The 16,980-nt window shown below is 66.8% G+C and carries 16 protein-coding genes; 4 read left to right on the forward strand and 12 right to left on the reverse strand.

What is annotated here, in order from left to right:
* Positions 1–5 precede the first annotated feature (5 nt).
* From ACFWPH_RS00600 to ACFWPH_RS00615, 4 genes are read right to left on the reverse strand one after another with little or no spacing between them, the layout of a single operon-like run.
* Positions 6–1,043, reverse strand: a complete 1,038-nt coding sequence (locus tag ACFWPH_RS00600; RefSeq protein ID WP_378747291.1) for an MlaD family protein — start codon at positions 1,041–1,043, stop codon at positions 6–8.
* Positions 1,040–2,296: an MlaD family protein gene (locus ACFWPH_RS00605; protein WP_378747292.1), complete on the reverse strand. Its 1,257-nt coding sequence runs from the start codon at positions 2,294–2,296 to the stop codon at positions 1,040–1,042. The genes ACFWPH_RS00600 and ACFWPH_RS00605 overlap by 4 nt, the downstream gene beginning before the upstream one ends.
* Positions 2,297–2,305: 9 nt before the next feature.
* Positions 2,306–3,160, reverse strand: coding sequence for an ABC transporter permease (locus ACFWPH_RS00610; protein ID WP_378747294.1), 855 nt, complete (start codon positions 3,158–3,160; stop codon positions 2,306–2,308).
* A complete protein-coding gene (locus ACFWPH_RS00615) occupies positions 3,160–4,062 on the reverse strand; it encodes an MlaE family ABC transporter permease (protein WP_378747295.1) in 903 nt (300 codons plus the stop codon). Before ACFWPH_RS00615 ends, ACFWPH_RS00610 begins: the two co-directional genes overlap by 1 nt.
* Before the next feature lie 356 nt (positions 4,063–4,418).
* Here ACFWPH_RS00615 and ACFWPH_RS00620 point away from each other — a divergent pair, with 356 nt between their 5' ends.
* Genes ACFWPH_RS00620 through ACFWPH_RS00630 form a run of 3 tightly spaced genes read left to right on the forward strand, consistent with a single transcriptional unit; the run spans position 4,419 to position 8,167 of the window.
* The gene (locus ACFWPH_RS00620) at positions 4,419–5,882 is read left to right on the forward strand and encodes an aldehyde dehydrogenase family protein (protein ID WP_378748191.1); all 1,464 of its coding nucleotides are present in this window, start codon (positions 4,419–4,421) and stop codon (positions 5,880–5,882) included.
* 47 nt (positions 5,883–5,929) lie between these two features.
* Positions 5,930–6,778, forward strand: a complete 849-nt coding sequence (locus tag ACFWPH_RS00625) for a mycofactocin-coupled SDR family oxidoreductase (protein ID WP_378747296.1) — start codon at positions 5,930–5,932, stop codon at positions 6,776–6,778.
* Between the two features lie 39 nt (positions 6,779–6,817).
* Positions 6,818–8,167, forward strand: coding sequence for an MFS transporter (locus ACFWPH_RS00630; protein WP_378747297.1), 1,350 nt, complete (start codon positions 6,818–6,820; stop codon positions 8,165–8,167).
* A 24-nt stretch (positions 8,168–8,191) separates the two neighbouring features.
* Here ACFWPH_RS00630 and ACFWPH_RS00635 read toward each other — a convergent pair whose 3' ends face one another.
* The 3 genes from ACFWPH_RS00635 to ACFWPH_RS00645 all read right to left on the reverse strand — a co-directional run bounded on the left by ACFWPH_RS00635 (position 8,192) and on the right by ACFWPH_RS00645 (position 11,021).
* Positions 8,192–8,953, reverse strand: a complete 762-nt coding sequence (locus tag ACFWPH_RS00635) for an enoyl-CoA hydratase-related protein (RefSeq protein ID WP_378747298.1) — start codon at positions 8,951–8,953, stop codon at positions 8,192–8,194.
* A 192-nt stretch (positions 8,954–9,145) separates the two neighbouring features.
* Positions 9,146–10,642: an acyl-CoA carboxylase subunit beta gene (locus ACFWPH_RS00640; RefSeq protein WP_378747299.1), complete on the reverse strand. Its 1,497-nt coding sequence runs from the start codon at positions 10,640–10,642 to the stop codon at positions 9,146–9,148.
* 28 nt (positions 10,643–10,670) lie between these two features.
* Positions 10,671–11,021: a hypothetical protein gene (locus ACFWPH_RS00645; protein ID WP_378747300.1), complete on the reverse strand. Its 351-nt coding sequence runs from the start codon at positions 11,019–11,021 to the stop codon at positions 10,671–10,673.
* Between the two features lie 198 nt (positions 11,022–11,219).
* Here ACFWPH_RS00645 and ACFWPH_RS00650 point away from each other — a divergent pair, with 198 nt between their 5' ends.
* The gene (locus ACFWPH_RS00650; protein WP_378748193.1) at positions 11,220–12,017 is read left to right on the forward strand and encodes an SDR family NAD(P)-dependent oxidoreductase; all 798 of its coding nucleotides are present in this window, start codon (positions 11,220–11,222) and stop codon (positions 12,015–12,017) included.
* A gap of 243 nt (positions 12,018–12,260) precedes the next feature.
* On the opposite strand, the gene ACFWPH_RS00655 is transcribed toward ACFWPH_RS00650, so the two are convergent.
* The 5 genes from ACFWPH_RS00655 to ACFWPH_RS00675 all read right to left on the reverse strand — a co-directional run bounded on the left by ACFWPH_RS00655 (position 12,261) and on the right by ACFWPH_RS00675 (position 16,859).
* Positions 12,261–13,529 (reverse strand): flavin-containing monooxygenase, encoded by a 1,269-nt coding sequence (locus ACFWPH_RS00655; RefSeq protein ID WP_378748194.1) that lies wholly within the window; start codon positions 13,527–13,529, stop codon positions 12,261–12,263.
* 99 nt (positions 13,530–13,628) lie between these two features.
* Positions 13,629–14,426, reverse strand: coding sequence for an enoyl-CoA hydratase/isomerase family protein (locus ACFWPH_RS00660; RefSeq protein WP_378747302.1), 798 nt, complete (start codon positions 14,424–14,426; stop codon positions 13,629–13,631).
* Positions 14,423–15,277: an SDR family oxidoreductase gene (locus ACFWPH_RS00665; RefSeq protein ID WP_378747303.1), complete on the reverse strand. Its 855-nt coding sequence runs from the start codon at positions 15,275–15,277 to the stop codon at positions 14,423–14,425. The genes ACFWPH_RS00660 and ACFWPH_RS00665 overlap by 4 nt, the downstream gene beginning before the upstream one ends.
* Positions 15,277–16,425, reverse strand: coding sequence for a thiolase family protein (locus ACFWPH_RS00670; protein WP_378747304.1), 1,149 nt, complete (start codon positions 16,423–16,425; stop codon positions 15,277–15,279). Before ACFWPH_RS00670 ends, ACFWPH_RS00665 begins: the two co-directional genes overlap by 1 nt.
* Before the next feature lie 17 nt (positions 16,426–16,442).
* The gene (locus ACFWPH_RS00675) at positions 16,443–16,859 is read right to left on the reverse strand and encodes a Zn-ribbon domain-containing OB-fold protein (RefSeq protein WP_378747305.1); all 417 of its coding nucleotides are present in this window, start codon (positions 16,857–16,859) and stop codon (positions 16,443–16,445) included.
* Positions 16,860–16,980: the final 121 nt, after the last annotated feature.

The following is a 16,980-nucleotide window of genomic DNA, read 5'->3' on the forward strand; positions in this document are numbered from 1 at the left end:
TCCGCTCACCTGCAGATCGGTGATTGCTTGGCGGTTCCACCGGGGGTGGCCATCGCGACAACGGCCGGAATCAGATCCGACAGCGCGGGTACCGCGGTGAAACCGAGATTGCAGAGATACACGTTGAGGTACGGACCCTCCTGGCTTGCCCGGGCCATCCCCTTCATCAGCGCCGGAATATTGAAACCCAGGTAGGCGAACTGGTCTTTGTTCTCCTCGAAATGCTTGGTGAAACCTGGTTCGCGGTTGAGCATCTCGTCGAGTGCCGGCCGATCCTGTTCCAGCACCGTCGCCATCCGGTCCGCGACCGCCGCCGTGTCGGTCAGTGTGGTGAGGATTTCGTCGCGGTGGCGGGACAGCCCGTCGACGATCGTGCGGGTCCGGTTGATCAAGGTACTGAAATCACCGCTGCGCGCGGCCAGGCCGCCGATCACCTGGTTCAGGTTCGCGATGACCGTACCGAGTACCTGGTCCGGGCCCGCGATCGTCTGGGCGAGGGTGGACAGTTGCTGGACGAGGACGGTCAGCGAACCGGCGTCCCCCTGCAGCGCCTTGATCAGCGCGCCGGTGAGGTTGTCGACCTGGGCGGGGTCGAGCCCGGAGAACAACGGTTCGAAACCGTTGAGCAGGGTGGACAGGTCGAACGAGGGCTCGGTGCGGTCCACCGGGATCTCGGCACCGTCGGATAATTCCGCGGCGGAGCTCTCGCCTTTCCGGGACAGGCCGAGGTATCGCTGGCCGATCACGTTCTGGTAGGTGATCGCGGCTGCCGTGTCAGCGTAGAGGTGCTGATCGGACTGGACTCGGAAGCGGACGCGCGCCAGGGTGCCGTCCAGTTCGACGCCGTCCACGCGTCCCACCCGGATCCCGGCCATCCGCACATCGTCACCGACGCGCAAGCCGGTGACGTCGGTGAAGATCGCATCATAGGATTTCGTCGACCCGTCGACTCCGCGATTCAGTGTCACGAAGGTCATCCAGATCAGGGCGAACGCGATCACCAGGAACACACTCAGTCCGGCGATGGTCCGGCGCGCGGTCATCGGGCACCTCCAGCGGGCAGGGGACCATTGGTGAGCAGGTGCGACAGCACCAGTTCGGCGGCGTTCGCATCGCCGCGCAGTACCCGGTCGATCACCGCCATCACCTCCGGCGGCAGGGCAGGGCGGGGCATCGACCGGGGGTCGAGCACCGGCGGGAGCGGCGCCACGGTGGGTTCGACCGGTGCGGTCGCGCAACTGGGTCCGGCGAGTTCGCCGTAGCGGGGGCAGTCGGCGCGGGTGTACAGGGTGTCCGGTGAGAGCCGGATCTGGAATTTGCCGGTCCCGATCTGGGTCTCCTCGTTCCAGAACTCGGCGAACCAGATATCCGAAAGCCGTTTGATCCGGCCGACGATCGGTGTGAACGCGGGGCTGCCGGCCGCGAATACGTCGAGTACGGGGGTGAACTGGTCGGTGATGGTCACCAGCTGATCGGTGTGGTTCTCGAATCCGTTGCCGACTCGGGAGAGCGTCTGCCCGCCCGCCGTCAGCAGCGCGATCAACCGGTCCTCCTGCTCCACGGCTGTGCGCAGGGGCACGATGGCGTGGTTGAGGGCGTCCAGTAGTTCCGGCGCGGTATTCGCCAGCCCGCGAACGGAACCGGCCAGTGCGGTCAGGGTGGAGGGCTGTCCGGGCGGCGCGATGAGCGCCGACAGTTCCCTGGTGATCCGATCGAGTTGCGCACCGGCCCGCACGATATCGCCGCCCCGCCGGTCGGTGGCACCGGCCACCGCCGAGAGCACGCCGACGGTGTCGCTGCTGCCGATCCGGGCGGACGCCGCGACGATATCGCGCAGCTTCGTCAACGCGGTCTGGAACTGGATCGTCGACAGGCTGCTGTCCTGCACTATCTGCGCCCCGGGGGCCAGGCCCGGCGCGGGCCCGTTGTCGACCAACTGGACCGACGACACCGCGAACAGGTTGCTCGGCACCACCCGGGCAGTCACGGTCCGGGGGATCTCGGCAAGGTGGTGGGGATCCAGTTCCAGCAGCACCCGGCTGGGTCCGCCGTCCACCGACGGCTCCACATCGGCGACCGTCCCCACCAGTACGCCCTGGTACTTCACGTCCGAGCGCGGCGGCAGTCCGTCACCCACCTGCTCGAGCAGCGCCACCACTTCGGCGCGGCTGTCGAAACGTCCCGCGGATTTCATCAGCACCCCACCGACGAACAGCACCGCCACGGCGATCAGCAGGATCCCGCGCAGTACCAGGGAGAACAGGGACGGCCCGCGGCCGTCTTTGTCGAACAGCATCGGCACGCCTCACCCACCCAGCCGCGCGCTGGTGCCGATACCCCAGAAGGCCACGGTCAGCAGCAGATTGACGACGATCATCACCGATATCGCGGCCCGCATCGCCCGGCCCGCGGCGATACCGACACCCTGCGGTCCCCCGGCGGCGTAGAACCCGTAGTAGCACTGGATCGTGGTGGTGAGCGCCACGAAAACCACGGCCTTCAGCAGCGAATAGACGATATCCGGGCCGGTGAGAACCAGTTGGAAGTAATGCTGGTAGGTACCACCCGACAGGCCGCCGGAGGCCGCCACCACCACTTCGACGGCGATGTAGTTCACCGCGAGACACACCAGGAAGAGGGGGATGATGGCAATCACCGAGGCGAACAACCGGGTGCTGACCAAATAGGCGATGGACCGGATTGCCATCGACTCCATGGCATCGATTTCCTCGGCGATACCCATGGCCCCGAGTTGCGCGGTGAACCGGCACCCGGCCTGCGATGCGAAGGCCAGCGACGCCATGATGGGTGCGAGTTCACGGGTGGACGCGGTGGACGAGATCAGACCGACCGCCGGCTCCATACCCAGCAGGTGCAGCGCGTTGTAGCCCTCGAGCCCGACGATGGCGCCCCCCGCGGCACCCAGCACGATGATCACCCCGGCCGTGCCGCCGCCGACGACTATCGACCCGTTTCCCCAGATGATATCGGAAAGCACACGCGTGAATTCGGCACGGTAATGCCGCAACATCACCGGAATTCCGGCAACCGCCCGGAAGAAGAAGGTGAGCATATGTCCGAGCCGTGCCACCACTCGTGCCAGCTCGGTGGAACCCGCGATCACACTGCGAGTTCCGACCGGATAATACCGCGACGCCATTACAAACCCTGCCTGGGAAACAACAGCATGGACAGCTGTGTGAAAGCGACATTGACGATCATGAGCAGCAGAATCGAGCTGACCACGGTGGAGTTCACCGCGTTCGCCACACCGGCGGGCCCGCCCTGGGTGTGCAAACCTTTCTCACAGGCGACCACGGCGACGATCGCGCCGTAGACCACGGCTTTGATCAGCGTGAGCACGAGATCGCTCACGGTCGCGAAGGAAGCGAAGGTGGCCACGAAGCTGCCGGGCGCGCCGCCTTGCGCCACGACGTTGAAGACGAAGCCCGCGACATATCCCACGAAACACACCACTCCGGTGAGCGAAACCCCGATCAGGATGGCCGCGATGAACCGCGGCACCACCAACCGGCGGATCACCGAAACGCCCATGATCTCCATGGCATCCAGCTCCTCGCGGATCTTGCGGGAGCCGAGATCGGCGCAGATGGCCGAGCCCACGGCGGCCGCCATCAACAGCGCCGCGACCATGGGTGCGCCCTGTCTGATGACCGCCAGTCCACTCGCCGCACCGGCCAGTGAGGTGGCGCCCACCTGTCCGGCCAGCAAGCCGAACTGGATCGAGAGCGTGACACCGATCGGCAGTGACACGAAGATCGTGGGCACCACGGCCGCCGACGCCATGAACGCGGCCTGCCGGACGGTCTCCCCGAAGGCCAGCCGGCCCGCGATCAGGTCGGCGATCAGGTACTGCATCGTCCGTACACCCAGCAGGAATTGATTACCCACTGTCGCGAGCGCGGTCGCCGGATGCCGCTGAATATATCCGCGGGACCACGCGGCCACCTGCCGCGAGGCCGGCGCGGTAGCGGGCGCAGCACCGTCGGGTCGTCCGGCAGGACCGTCGGCCGGTGCCCGGGAACCCAAGCGGATCTTCATCTGCCGAACGTCTCCAATCAGCACCACAGCGGCGAAAACGCCTACTGTAGGTTTTACAGTTATAGAGACTATAGAGTCTCTTCCGGAAACGGGAGAGCAAACGGCACAAAAGGCGTGACATCGAGCGAACCACACCGGGAATTCACTGGTAGTGGCGGTTTCATCCCAGGAATCCGCCGAGTCGGACCCCACCAAAGCCGCCATACCGTAATATCTACGGTTACTGATACGGTAAGAAAATCCGCGGGCCCGGTGCGCCGGCGGGGCAGGAGGACGATGTGAGCGAGGTCGACGGGCAGAACAGCGCCCCCAGTACGGAACTGGGCCACCGGGCAGGCGAACGCGCCGAATCCCGGATGCTCATCGGCGCGGAGCTGGTAGCGGCCGCCTCGGGCGAAACGTTCGACAACGTCAGCCCCGCCACCGGACAGGTGCTCGGCAGTACAGCCGCCGCCGGCGCCGACGATATGCTCCGCGCGATCGCCGCGGCCCGGCACGCCTTCGACGAGACCGACTGGTCCACGAACCGAGCACTGCGGCAGCGCTGCCTGGAACAACTACAGCAAGCACTCGAAGCCGAAAGCGAATTCCTGCGCGAGGAACTCGTGGCCGAGGTCGGCTGCCCCATCGCCACCACGCGGATCGCCCAGTTGGACTGGCCGCTGGCCGAAGCGCTGCGTTACCCGGCCGGTTTGATCGATGAATTCCAGTGGGAGCGTGAACTGTCCGGCGGTGGCCTCTTCGGTGACCGCAACGTACGCACAGTCGTCCAGGAGCCGGTGGGAGTGGTCGCCGCGATCTGCCCGTCGAACTTTCCGGTCGAGGTGGTGCTCAACAAACTGGGCCCGGCGCTGGCCGCGGGCAATACGGTGGTGCTGAAGCCGGACCCGAACACGCCGTGGAACGCGACCCGGCTCGGCCGGCTCGTCGCCGAGCGCACCGATTTCCCCGCCGGTGTGGTGAATGTCGTCCCCACCCCGTCGAACGAGGTGGCCGAACTGCTGGCCACCGATCCGCGCGTCGATCTCATCTCCTTCACGGGTTCGACCGCGGTCGGCCGCATGCTCATGCGCCGCGGCGCCGACACCATGAAGCGGACATTTCTCGAACTGGGCGGCAAATCCGCGCTCATCGTGTGCGAGGACGCCGACCCCCGGGCCGCGCTGCGCAGCGCGGCCGGTGTCTGCGTACACGCCGGGCAGGCGTGCGCTGCGACGAGTCGCATGCTGGTGCACCGATCGATTTTCGACGAAATGATCAGCGGTGTTGCGGCCGCATTCCAGGCGGTACCCGTGGGCGACCCGGCGCTGCCGGAAACCATGGTCGGGCCGTTGATCAGCGCGGCCCAGCGCGCCAAGGTACTCGATGCCTACGACCGGGCGATCCGCGACGGTGCCCGCCTCGTCATCGGCGGCGGCACGCCGAAGGATCTGCCGCCCCATCTGGCCGACGGCCACTACGTCGAACCGACCGTATTCGTCTGCGAGGACCCGAGCCTGCCCATCGCGCGGGAGGAGATCTTCGGTCCGGTGCTGGTGATGACGCCGTTCACCGACGACGACGAGGCGGTACGGCTCGCCAACGACAGCGAATACGGTCTCGCGGGCGCGGTGCTCTCCGCCTCGGCCGACCGCGGAATGGGTATCGCGCGCCGGATCCGGACCGGGGCCGTCGGGGTCAACGGCGGCATGTACTACGGCGCCGACGCCCCGTTCGGCGGCTACAAGAACAGCGGTGTCGGCCGGCAATGCGGCCTGGAGGGCTTCCAGCAGTACCTCGAAACGAAAACCATCGGTCACCGGGTCGCGGCCCGCGGCTGACCACTGACAGACAGACACGATCACAGAACAATCGGAAGGACGGTCCGGTGGGAAAACTCGATGGCAAAGTGGCGGTGGTCTCGGGCGCCGCGCGCGGGCAGGGACGGTCACACGCGGTCGAACTCGCCGCGGCGGGGGCGAGCGTTATCGCGCTCGATATCTGCGCGGATCTCGAGGGCAATACCTACCCGTTGGCGCGGCCGGAGGATCTGGAGGAAGCCGCCCGGCTGATCGAAAAAGAGGGCGTGCGAGCGCATCCGATCATCGTCGACGTACGCGAGCGCAGCGCGGTGTGGAACGCAATCGCGCAGGGTGTCGAGGCCCTGGGGCGGCTGGATATCGTGGTCGCCAACGCCGGCATCGCTCCCATGGGCAACGGTCAGACGATCCAGTCCTGGTCGGACACCATCGACACCGATCTCGTCGGTGTTTTCAACGTGGTGCAGGCCAGTCTGCCGCATCTCGAGTCCGGGGCCTCGATCATCGCGACCGGATCGCTGGCGGCGCAGCTCGGCAGCTCCACGAAGCAGGGGCCGGGCGGCTCCGCCTACAGCTTCGCCAAGCAGATCGTCGCGCACTATGTCAACGATCTGGCCAACCAGCTGGCCCGCAAGATGATCCGGGTGAACGCTGTGCATCCGACGAACGTGAACACCGATATGTTGCACAACGAAGGGATGTACAAGGTTTTCCGTCCCGACAAAGAGGCGCCGACCCGTGCGGAGGCGGAGGCGGCGTTCCCGGCGATGCAGGGAATGCCGGTGCCCTATATCGAGCCGCAGGACGTATCGAACCTGATCGTCTTCCTCGCCGGCGACGAATCCCGCTACATCACCGGAAGCCAGTTGCGCGTCGACGCCGGCGGGTACGTCAAAGCCGTGCCCTGGGGCAGTTAGCCAGATCCGAAGGAGCACGGACCCGAGATTCGAACCACCATGTCCACAGATCGGCCGGAACCGGCCACAGAAAAGGTCCCGCCGGCCGCTCGGCGGGCCGCCGTCGCCGGATTCGCCGGGACGTTCATCGAGTACTACGACTTCGCGCTGTACGGAGTGCTGACGGTGTACTTCGCACCGTTGTTCTTCCCTTCGGACAACGACGCCACCTCGTTCCTGGTGGGGCTCGGGGTCTTCGGCGCGGGCTTCGTCGCCCGCCCGATCGGCGGGATAGTCTTCGGCCGCATCGGCGACCGGCGCGGCCGCCGGACCGCGCTGATGGCGACGGTCATCCTGATGGGCACCTGCTCGGCAGTGATCGGGTTGCTTCCCACCTACGAGACGCTGGGGATGGTCGCGCCCATCGTCCTGGTCCTGTTGCGGATCGGACAGGGGCTTTCGGCCGGCGCGGAGATGCTCGGCTCGGTCACCTATGTCCTCGAATCCGCACCGCGGAACAAACGCATACTGCTGAGTTCACTCACGCCGTTCGGGGCCGGCCTCGGCGGCTCGAGCGGTGCGGTCCTCGCGGCCGTCCTGGCGTTGAATGTCTCGGCGGAGAGCATGACCGATTTCGGGTGGCGTATCCCGTTCCTCGTCGCCGCGCCGCTGACCTTGCTGGCCTTCCTGCTTCGCCGCCGGATCGAGGATTCGCCCGAGTTCGCGAAAATGGTGCGTGACAACGCGATTGTGCACTCCCCGCTGGCCGAGACGCTGCGGGTACACTGGCGCACCGTGCTCGTCGCGGGTGGTATCGCCATCGGCGTGAACGGCACGGCCGGTGTCGCGCAATGGTTCGGCGTCTACCTGGCCGGCAACCGGGAGCTGCCGACCGCCACGGTCCTCATCACCTACGCGACGGCGATGGTGTTCGGCGCACTGTGGGTTCCGCTCGCCGGCGCGCTGACGGACCGCTTCGGGCAACGCCGAATGCTCACCGTCGTACTCACACTGTTCATCGTGGCGTCGGTACCCATCTTCTGGCTCCTGTCCGCAACCGACAACCCCTTCCTGCTGTTCGCGGGCATGGCGAGCTACCTCGTACTCACCAACATGGTCATGGCGCCGGGGTTCAGCTTCATCGCCGAACTCTTCCCACCCGCCATCCGCTACACCGCGTCGAATTTCGGCCAGAACATCGGCACCGTCCTCGGTGGTGGTACCGCCCCGCTGGTCTGCGGGACACTGCTGCTCGCCACCGGGTCCGATTTCGGTCCCACCCTGTGGATCGCCGGCATGGGCCTCATCGGGTTGGGCGCCGTCGCTGCCGCCCGCAGAGTTGCCCTGGTGCAGCGCGCAGATTCTCTCGATGCCCAAAGCCGCACGGACACTGTCCCCGAGGCAACGTAACCGCAACCTACCGAGGCGCTCGCTTCACTCGCCGGTCCACCGCGGCGGTCGCTTCTCGAAGAACGCGCCGACCCCCTCGCTGACATCGCGCGAGGTCAACAGTCGCTGATGCGCGGCATTCGATCGTGCCCATGCCGCGGTCTCGTCTCCGTGGATCTCCTGGTTGACGATGGCGAGCGCCTCACGAACGGCCAGCGGCGCATTGCCGCAGATCTCTTCCGCGAGGGCTACGGCGGCGTCGAGGGCGGCGCCCGGCTCGGTCAGCTCGTTCACCAAGCCCAGATTCTCCGCCCGCTGGGCCGACAGGCCCCGTGCCGTCAACAGCATTTCCCGGGCGATGTTCGCCGGCAGGAGCCGGGCGGCCCGGAACGCCCCGCCGAAATCCGGTACAAGGCCGCGTTTCGGCTCGGGCAAACCGAATCGCGCGGTCCGCGAGGCCACGACGAGGTCGCAGCTCAGCACGAGTTCGAAGCCGCCACCGAGCGCGAACCCTTCGACCGCCGCGATGAGGGGCTTGGTGCGGCGGCGCTGGATGAGCCCGGCGATTCCGCCCCGGGGCGTGGGCTCCCCGGGGCCGGTGGCCAAGTCGGCGCCGGCGCAGAAGAACTCCGCACCGCCGGTCAGCACCGCGCACCACAGATCGGGATCGTCTTCGAATTCGTTGAACGCGGCGTCCAGACCGGCGGTGATCGATGAGTCGATAGCGTTGCGTTTCGCTGCCCGCGTCATCGTGATGATCTGCACGCGGCCGCGCCGTTCGACAACGACAGCGTCCAGACCGGTCACGATACGGTCCCCGGGGCAGCGGCATCGGTCATCCGGGGTCGGTGGTCGGCCATCGTTCGTCCTTCGCGGTAGGAGCTTGTCGCTGCCCGAAACTGTGCCATAACCACATCGCAGCGAAGTACTGCGACGGGATATCGAGTTGTCCGGCGCTGCATCCCGGGCGGTCATGTCCGCCCCGGATGCGCACCCGGCTCACGGAACGATTGCCGAGCGCGTCACCGGTTGCGGTACTTCCTGTCGTGCGAAGATCCCGCGACGCAGGGCGGTCAGCAGGGCGTCGCGTGTCTCGTCCGGGCGGATGAGTTCGTCGAAACCCATATGCTCGGCGGAGTGGTAGGACGCCAGTAGTTCCATCTCCCGCAACTGCGCCGCAATATCCTCGTCCGCGCCCGAGGCCAGTCCGAGGGCCGCCGCGCTCATCGCCCCCATGGTCGCGCCGGGGTAGGCGAAGGTCGCTGTCTGATCGTCGAAACCGATCAGCGACATGACCATCGAACCGAACCCGTACGCCTTGCGCAGCGTGACGTGCAGTTTGATCGTGGTCGCCGTGGTCTGGGCGACGAACATCCGGGCGCCCGCGCGCAGCACACCTTCGCGTTCGGATTCACTGCCGGGCAGCATGCCGGGATTATCGGCGAGGAACACCAGTGGCAGGTGGAAGGAATCCGCCACCGAGATGAAATGCGCGGCCTTGTCGGCGGCTGCGGTATCGATCGAGCCGGCGAGCACCTGCGGCTGGTTGGCGACCACCGCCACCGGATGCCCCCCGAGATGGGCGAGGGCGCAGACGATCGCGGTGCCGTAGCCGGGCTGGACCTCGAACCAGTCCGGGGTGTCGAACACCGCGTCGAGGACGGATCGGATGTCGTAGGTGTTGCGGTTGTCCCGCGAGATGATGTCCAGCAGTTCCGGGGTCGGCCGCGGTTCGGTGGAATCGTCGGAGAGCAGCGCGGGCGGGTACGACCATGCGCTGGACGGGAAATAGGACAGATACCGCCGGATATCGTCGAGTGCGTCCTCGTCGTTGTCGGCCAGGTTGTGGATCAGACCGCTCGGCACGGCAACCCCGGGGCCACCGAGGTCCTCCTTGCTGATGTCCTCACCCGTCGATTCCCGGACTACCGGCGGGCCCGCGGTGAAAATGGCGCCCTGCCGGCTCATGATCGCGAAATCCGATACCGGGGCGATGAGCGCACCGTGGCCGGCCGAGGCGCCGAGTACCCCGGTGACCATCGGTACCCGGCCCGAACACCGGGCCTGGGCGAGCAGATCGGTGGGGGTCCGGCCGTAGTGCGCGCCGGTGGGCCGGAACCCCGCGCCCTCCAGGAGCATCACCAGCGGGACCTTGTTTCGTACGGCGAGTTCGGCCAGGCGATAGCGTTTGGCGTTACTGCCCGGTGCGATGGTTCCCGCCACGGTGGTGAAATCCTCCGCGCCGACCATGACCGGCGCCCCATCGATCAGGCCCGAGCCGGTGACGACGGCGTCAGCGGCGATCTCACCGCCGACCAGCGAGCCGAACTCCTGGAACGTCCCGGGATCGAGCAGGTGCGTGACCCGCTCCCGCGCCGTCAGCTTCCCTTTCGCCCGATGTTTGGCAACTCGCTCGGGACCGCCCATGGCCGCCGACCGCTCCCGGCGGCCGTCGAGATCCTCGAGCGTTTCTTTCCAGCCTCGCGCATTTGTCATTCTTGTCCCTCTCAGCGCAGTGGTCCGCTCATCGCAGCAGGCTGTGATCGACGGATACGAGTTCCGGTGTGGTCGACCCGGCTGCGGGTCCGGTCATAGTCGAACTTACTGTCGCCGCGACCTCGACGGTGGTTTCGTCCCACCCACAAGGCAGCCCGCAGGTGCGGAACAGGGTCCGTTGCACATGTCCCTTCGAAAACCTCATCAACGTCTCCGATGCCTCGACGGAATAGCCACAGTGCGGGCATGCGGCGAAATGGTCCACGACGTCGCGGGTACTGGTGGCCAACAGATCACCGAGCGCCTGCCCGGAAGCACGGGTCAGTCGTGTTGCCGCGGCCCCGGAACCGGCGGCCTCGCCGTGTTTGTACCTGTCCATCGAACCCACCGCCTATCGGTCGCGGTCGGCGGCCGGTGACGATTCACCGTATACCGCGCCGCGGCTTCACACTGTACTGTAACTTATACCGTTGTATTTACAGTCTCTTTCTGAGAAGGGCACGGCAGGGCCCGACTTCGGACGCTGGACCGTACGCACAACAAGCGCGTACAGATGAACGAACGGGAGTGCACGACGATGGATCTGGGACTCGCTGACGCAACCGCGGTCGTGGTGGGCGGCAGCAGCGGAATGGGACTCGCCACCGCACGCTGCCTCGCCGAGGAGGGCGCCCGCGTAGCGGTGATCGGGCGATCGGCAACCGCTGTCGCGGACGCCGCCCGCGACCTCACCGAGCGTGGCAGCCCACACGCGTTCGGCCTGACCGCGGACGTACGCGATTCCGCCGCGGTCACCGCACTCTTCGACGAAGTCGGCGACCGCTGGGGCGGCCGGCTGAACGTGCTGGTCAATGCGGTCGGGCCGAATGTCCAGGGCACGTTCGACACCCTCTCCCCGGACCAATGGCGCGAGGCGATCGACCACGGTGCGATGACAATGGTGCACTGCGCCAAGGCCGCGCTGCCACTGCTGCGCCGGGCCGAATGGGCCCGCATCGTGCATTTCTCCGCGCATTCCACCCAGCGCCAGAGCACGGGCCTGGTGGCCTACACCGCCGCCAAGGCGATGGTCACCAGCATTTCCAAGAATCTGTCGCTGCTGCTGGCGCCGGAGGAGATCCTGGTCAACGTGGTCTCGCCGGGTACTTTCGTGACACCGGCGCTCCAGAACTGGGCCCACTCGATCGGCGTGGACAGTGCCGACCCCTACCACCTCATGACGGCGATCGGCGAGCATTTCGGGCATCCCGCCCAGATGCCCCGCGCCGGGCTACCCGAGGAAATCGGCCCGGTAGTCGCCTTTCTCGCTTCCCGGCGCAACTCATACATGACCGGCGCCAACGTCAACGTCGACGGCGGTTCGGATTTCACCTGACGAAGGGAGTTCAGTCACTGTGGGACCGGGCCGCCGACCACCGTATGCTCGCCACCGCCACGCTCGAGGCCGGGATGCCGGCCCGACGCCATGCCCGGGCTCGTAAGATGCCCTGTGCCCGGTGAGCGTTACCTCCCGGTGGTGGTCGGGAGCGGTGTTCCGGCACATCCATCAGCTGCCGGAATACCGTTTTCCTCACGACCGTCCGGCAACGGAACACCGCGAGGCCCCGAGATCTGCCGGTCACGCTGGTCCGTACGCCCGGGCCCGCCGCCGGCCTTCGGGCAGTTCACGGGTACGCAACTGCCGTTCGTAATGGTAGAAATCGACCTGCTGAGTGTGCCTCGGCCGGTCCAGCACCTGCCCGAGGTAGAACTGCTCGTCGGTGGTGATGACCTGCTCCATCACCGCCGGCGCGGGCGGGAGATATTCACCGGCGGCGTAGGCGGCGATGAGGCGGGCCTGGCATTCGACGAACGGGAACAGGGTCGGCACCGATTGCGCGAAACCGGCGAAGGCCAGGTCGGGCGTACCGGGCCGGAAGATGCGTTTGTAGAGGCGGATCCGGTTGTCCGGCGCACTCACGAATTCGGGATCGAAGAACGGGAAGGTGAGGTTGTAACCGGTGGCGTAGACGATCACGTCGATCTCGGCGCTCGTCCCATCGGTGAACCGCACCACGGGGCCGTCCAGCCGGTCGATATCCGGTTTCGGGATCACATCACCGGACCCGAGCCGCAACGGCAGTTCCACCGACTGGGTGCCGTGGGCATCGAGGAACCGGTGCCGGGGCCGGGGCAGACCCAACCGGGCAGGATCACCCGAGATGAACTCGGCGACGGTGTTGACCAGGGGACGGAACAGTGACCGCGGTACGTACTGCACATTCGCCGCGTACCGGTCGAGCGGGCGGCCCGCCATATACTTCGGCACGATCCAGGAACCGGAGCGAGTCGACAGATAGACCGTGTTGCGCAGGGCTCGCGAGGACAGTTCGACGGTGATATCGGCCGCGCTGTTACCCAGGCCCACCACCAGAATGCGCTTACCTCGCAGCTCGAGCGGTTCGGCAGGATCGATATACGCGTGCGAGTGGATGACCTGTCCGTCGAAGTGCCCGGGGAACTGCGGGTACCGCGGATCCCAGTGGTGCCCGTTCGCGACGATCAGGAATTCGGTGTCGTACCGCTCGCCGGTGCCGAGTTGCAGCGTCCACCCTCCGCCCGGCCGGGGTCGGGCACGCACGACCGGGGTCTCGAACCGGATCCGGCCGAGCAGGCCGAAGGATTGCGCGTAGTCGTCCAGGTATCGCTTGATCAGGCTGTGATGCGGGAAATCCGGGTATTGGCCGGGCATCGGGAAGTCTCGGAACGACAGCTGGTATTTCGAGGTGTCGATATGCAGGGAACGGTAGGCGCTGGAATGCCCGTTCGGATTGCCGAAGGCCCAGTTGCCGCCGATCCGGTCCGACGATTCGAAACAGAGGTAGGGCACCCCGTAGTCGGCGAGCATCTTACCCGCGGTGAGACCGGCGATACCCGCCCCGATGATCGCCGTCGTGCCCGGCCGGAAAACACCCACGGCACTCTCCTGTCTGTCGGTCCGGACCCCTTATCGATCCGGGCGCCGGATATTCCATTCGCCGCGGAACGTCGCGTCCCGTTTATCCCGGAAGGCCGCGTAGGCCTCCGGCACGTCCGTGGTGGCGAAAGCGACGGACTGAGCCCGTGCCTCCCCCGCCAGGGCGTCGTGCAGGGTACGGTCGGCCCCCTCGTTGATCAGTGCCTTGATCTGGGCCAGCGCGACCGGTGGCCCGGCGGCGAGGCGCCCGGCGATATCCGCGGTGAAGCGGTCGATCTCGGCCTCCGGCCGGATCCAGGTGACCAGGCCGAGCGCCTGCGCCTCGGCGGCGTCGATCGTCTCGCCGAGCAGCGCCAGCCGTTTGGCCTGCTGCACCCCGACCAGTTTCGGGAGCAGCCAGGACCCGCCGCAGTCCAGGGAAAGACCACGGCGGGAGAAGATCTGCGCGAACCGGGCATCCGGGGTCGCGAGCACCAGATCACAACCGAGTGCCAGGTTCCAGCCCGCGCCCACCGCCGCGCCGCGCACCTTCGCCACCGTCGGCACCGCCAGATCGTGCAACTGCTGGGCCACCTCAGTGATGGCCTGCAGTTTGCCGAACGGCGCGGCGTAAGGGTCGCTGTCCACCACATCCGCGCCCGCGCAGAAGGCGCCGCCGGCACCCGTGAGCACGAGCGCGCGCACCGAGCGGTCGTGCGCGGCGGTCCGCAGGGCGTCGGACAGCGCCGCCCACAGCTGGGGATCGAGCGCGTTGCGGCGCTGTGGACGGTTGAGCGTCAGCGTGCGGACGCCGCCGTCCTGGGATTCCAGCAGTACGGCCGCCGTCACAGGAACATATCCGGTGTGAGCGGACCGTCGCCGGGCGTGACCCGGTAGCGGTCCAGATCGGTGGCACCGTGCGCGGTGAGCACGTCCTCATCCAGGAAGAAGTTCCCGGTCGTGTCCGCAGCCTTGCTGGTGACCACCAGATATGCCGCGTCGGCGCAGATCTCGGGCGTGCGGGAGGTGGCCACCCGCTCGGCGCCGCCGGGCCGGTTACGGATCGCGGCGGTACCGATAGTGGTGCGCGGCCACAGTGAGTTCACCCCGATTCCGTCCGCGCGCAACTCTTCGGCCAGACCGAGCGTGGTCAGCGACATACCGTACTTCGCGATGGTGTAGCCGAGACATGCTCCCGCCCAGCGTGGATCGAGATTCAGCGGCGGCGACATCGTCAGGATATGCGGGTTGCGGCCCGCCTGCGCCGACTCCCGCAGTGCCGGGATGGCGAGCGAGCTGAGCAGGTAGGTGCCGCGACAGTTGATGTCCTGCATCAGGTCGTAGCGCTTCATCGGCAGCTCGTCGGCCGGGGCCGTATCGATCGCGGAGGCATTGTTGATGACGATGTCGATACCGCCGAAGCGGCGCACTGTCTGCTCGACCGCTGCCGCCACCGTCGCGTCGTCGCGGATATCACCCACCACCGGGAGTACCGCACCGCCCGCCGCTTCGATCTCGGCGGCGGCGGTGTGCACGGTGCCTGGCAGTTTCGGGTGCGGCGCATCGGTTTTCGCGATGAGCGTGATATTCGCGCCCGCCGCCGCGGCACGCACGGCGATGGCGAGCCCGATACCCCTGCTCCCACCCGACATGATCAGCGTGCGACCCGCGAGCTCGCGGGTGCTGTCACCGGCGCTCATCAGGTGGTGACGATCGTCGCCCCGGCGGTACCGGGAGCACCGTAGAGCAGTGCGAGGCCCGCCTGCGGTTCGTTCGGCACCTGCCGTTCCCCCGCGGTGCCACGTAATTGCAGCACCAGTTCGTGCAACTGCCGGAGACCCGAGGCGCCGATCGGCTCGCCGTTCGCGATGAGACCGCCGTCCGTGTTCACCGGTATCGCGCCGGAGATCTCGGTGGCGCCCTCGGCGAGGAGCTTCTCCTGGTCGCCGTGTGCGCACAAACCGGTTTCCGCCATATGGATCACCTCGGCGCCGGCGTCGGTGTCCTGTAACTGGGCGACGTCGATATCGGTCGGCGCGATCCCGGCGGCCTCGAACGCGGCGCGCGCGGCGTAAACCGAGGGCGCGACATCCTCCTGTACCGGCGCGTAGGTCGTATTCACCTCGTAGGCACCATATTTGCGGGTCCGGATCTCGACCGCCCGCACGTATACCGGTTTGGCGGTGAACCGGTGTGCCAGATCCGCCCGGCACATGATCGCGGCGGCCGCGCCCTCGTCCGGCGCACAGAACATGTAGTGGGTAAGCGGATAGTTGAGCATCGGCGCTGCCAGGATGTCGTCTTCGGCGATCGGCTTACGCCGGAACGCGTTCGGGTTCAGCACGCCGTTGCGGTAGTTCTTCGCCGCGACCTTGGCCAGGGTGCGCTGGGAGATCCCGTGATCGTGCAGGTACCGGTTGGCCTTCATACCGAAGAACTGGGTGGTCAGATACTGACCGTTCTCGCCGTACCATTTCGGCATCCCGACGAGTGTGGGATCGACGGTGAACGCACCGCGCGGATGCTTGTCCAAGCCGATCGCGATGCCGATATCGTATTTGCCGAGCCGGATCGCGTCGGCGCACGCCTCGATGGCGCTGGCGGACGTGGCACAGGCGTTGAACACGTTGGTGAACGGCAGGCCGGTGAGCCCCATCAGGCTCACGATCGCATCCGGGTTCGCCACTTCCCAGCTGCCGCCCACCGCGAACTGGATATCCTTCCACTCCAGTCCGGCATCGCCCAGTGCGGCCCGGATCGCGTCCGCACCCATCTGCATTGCCGTTTTACCCTCGAAGCGGCCGAACGGATGCAGGCCGACACCGATGATCGCGACATCGTTCGTCATGTGAAACTCCTGGTCGTCTACAGCGGCTGGAAGGCGAAGGTGAGGACGTCGTTACCGTCGGCGTCCGTGCCGAGCGGAACAGTGGTCAGACCGACCCGCATGCCGAATTCCAGTTTCCGCGGGTCGTTCTCGGTGAGCCTGCCCTCCACTCGGATGACATCGCCGAGCTGCACGAGCCCGACGCCGAACGGGACGAACGTCTTCGCGGTCTCGTCGCCGAGGTAGGGCGCTCCGGGCAGAAATCCCTGGGTGGTCCAGGCAACCAGGACACCCTCGGCCGGCAGGTGCACGGCCTCGACCGCCGGGCGGCTGCACCGTGGGCACAGTTCCTGCACCGGGAAGACCGCCGCTCCGCAGTCGCCGCAGGACCCGCCGACGAGCCGGAAGTCTCCGTCCGGCCAGGTCAATATTTCCGGTGCGATCATTCGCTGCATCGTTGTCCTCACTTATACCGATAGGCTTACAGTATAGATCCGCAGGGTCGGCCCCCGTGCCGCATCCGCCAACGGAATGGTAGCTTACGGTAATATCAACGGTAACCATTTCGACCCGCTA

It is taken from the genome of Nocardia sp. NPDC058499 (assembly GCF_042719915.1).
Classification (GTDB): domain Bacteria; phylum Actinomycetota; class Actinomycetes; order Mycobacteriales; family Mycobacteriaceae; genus Nocardia.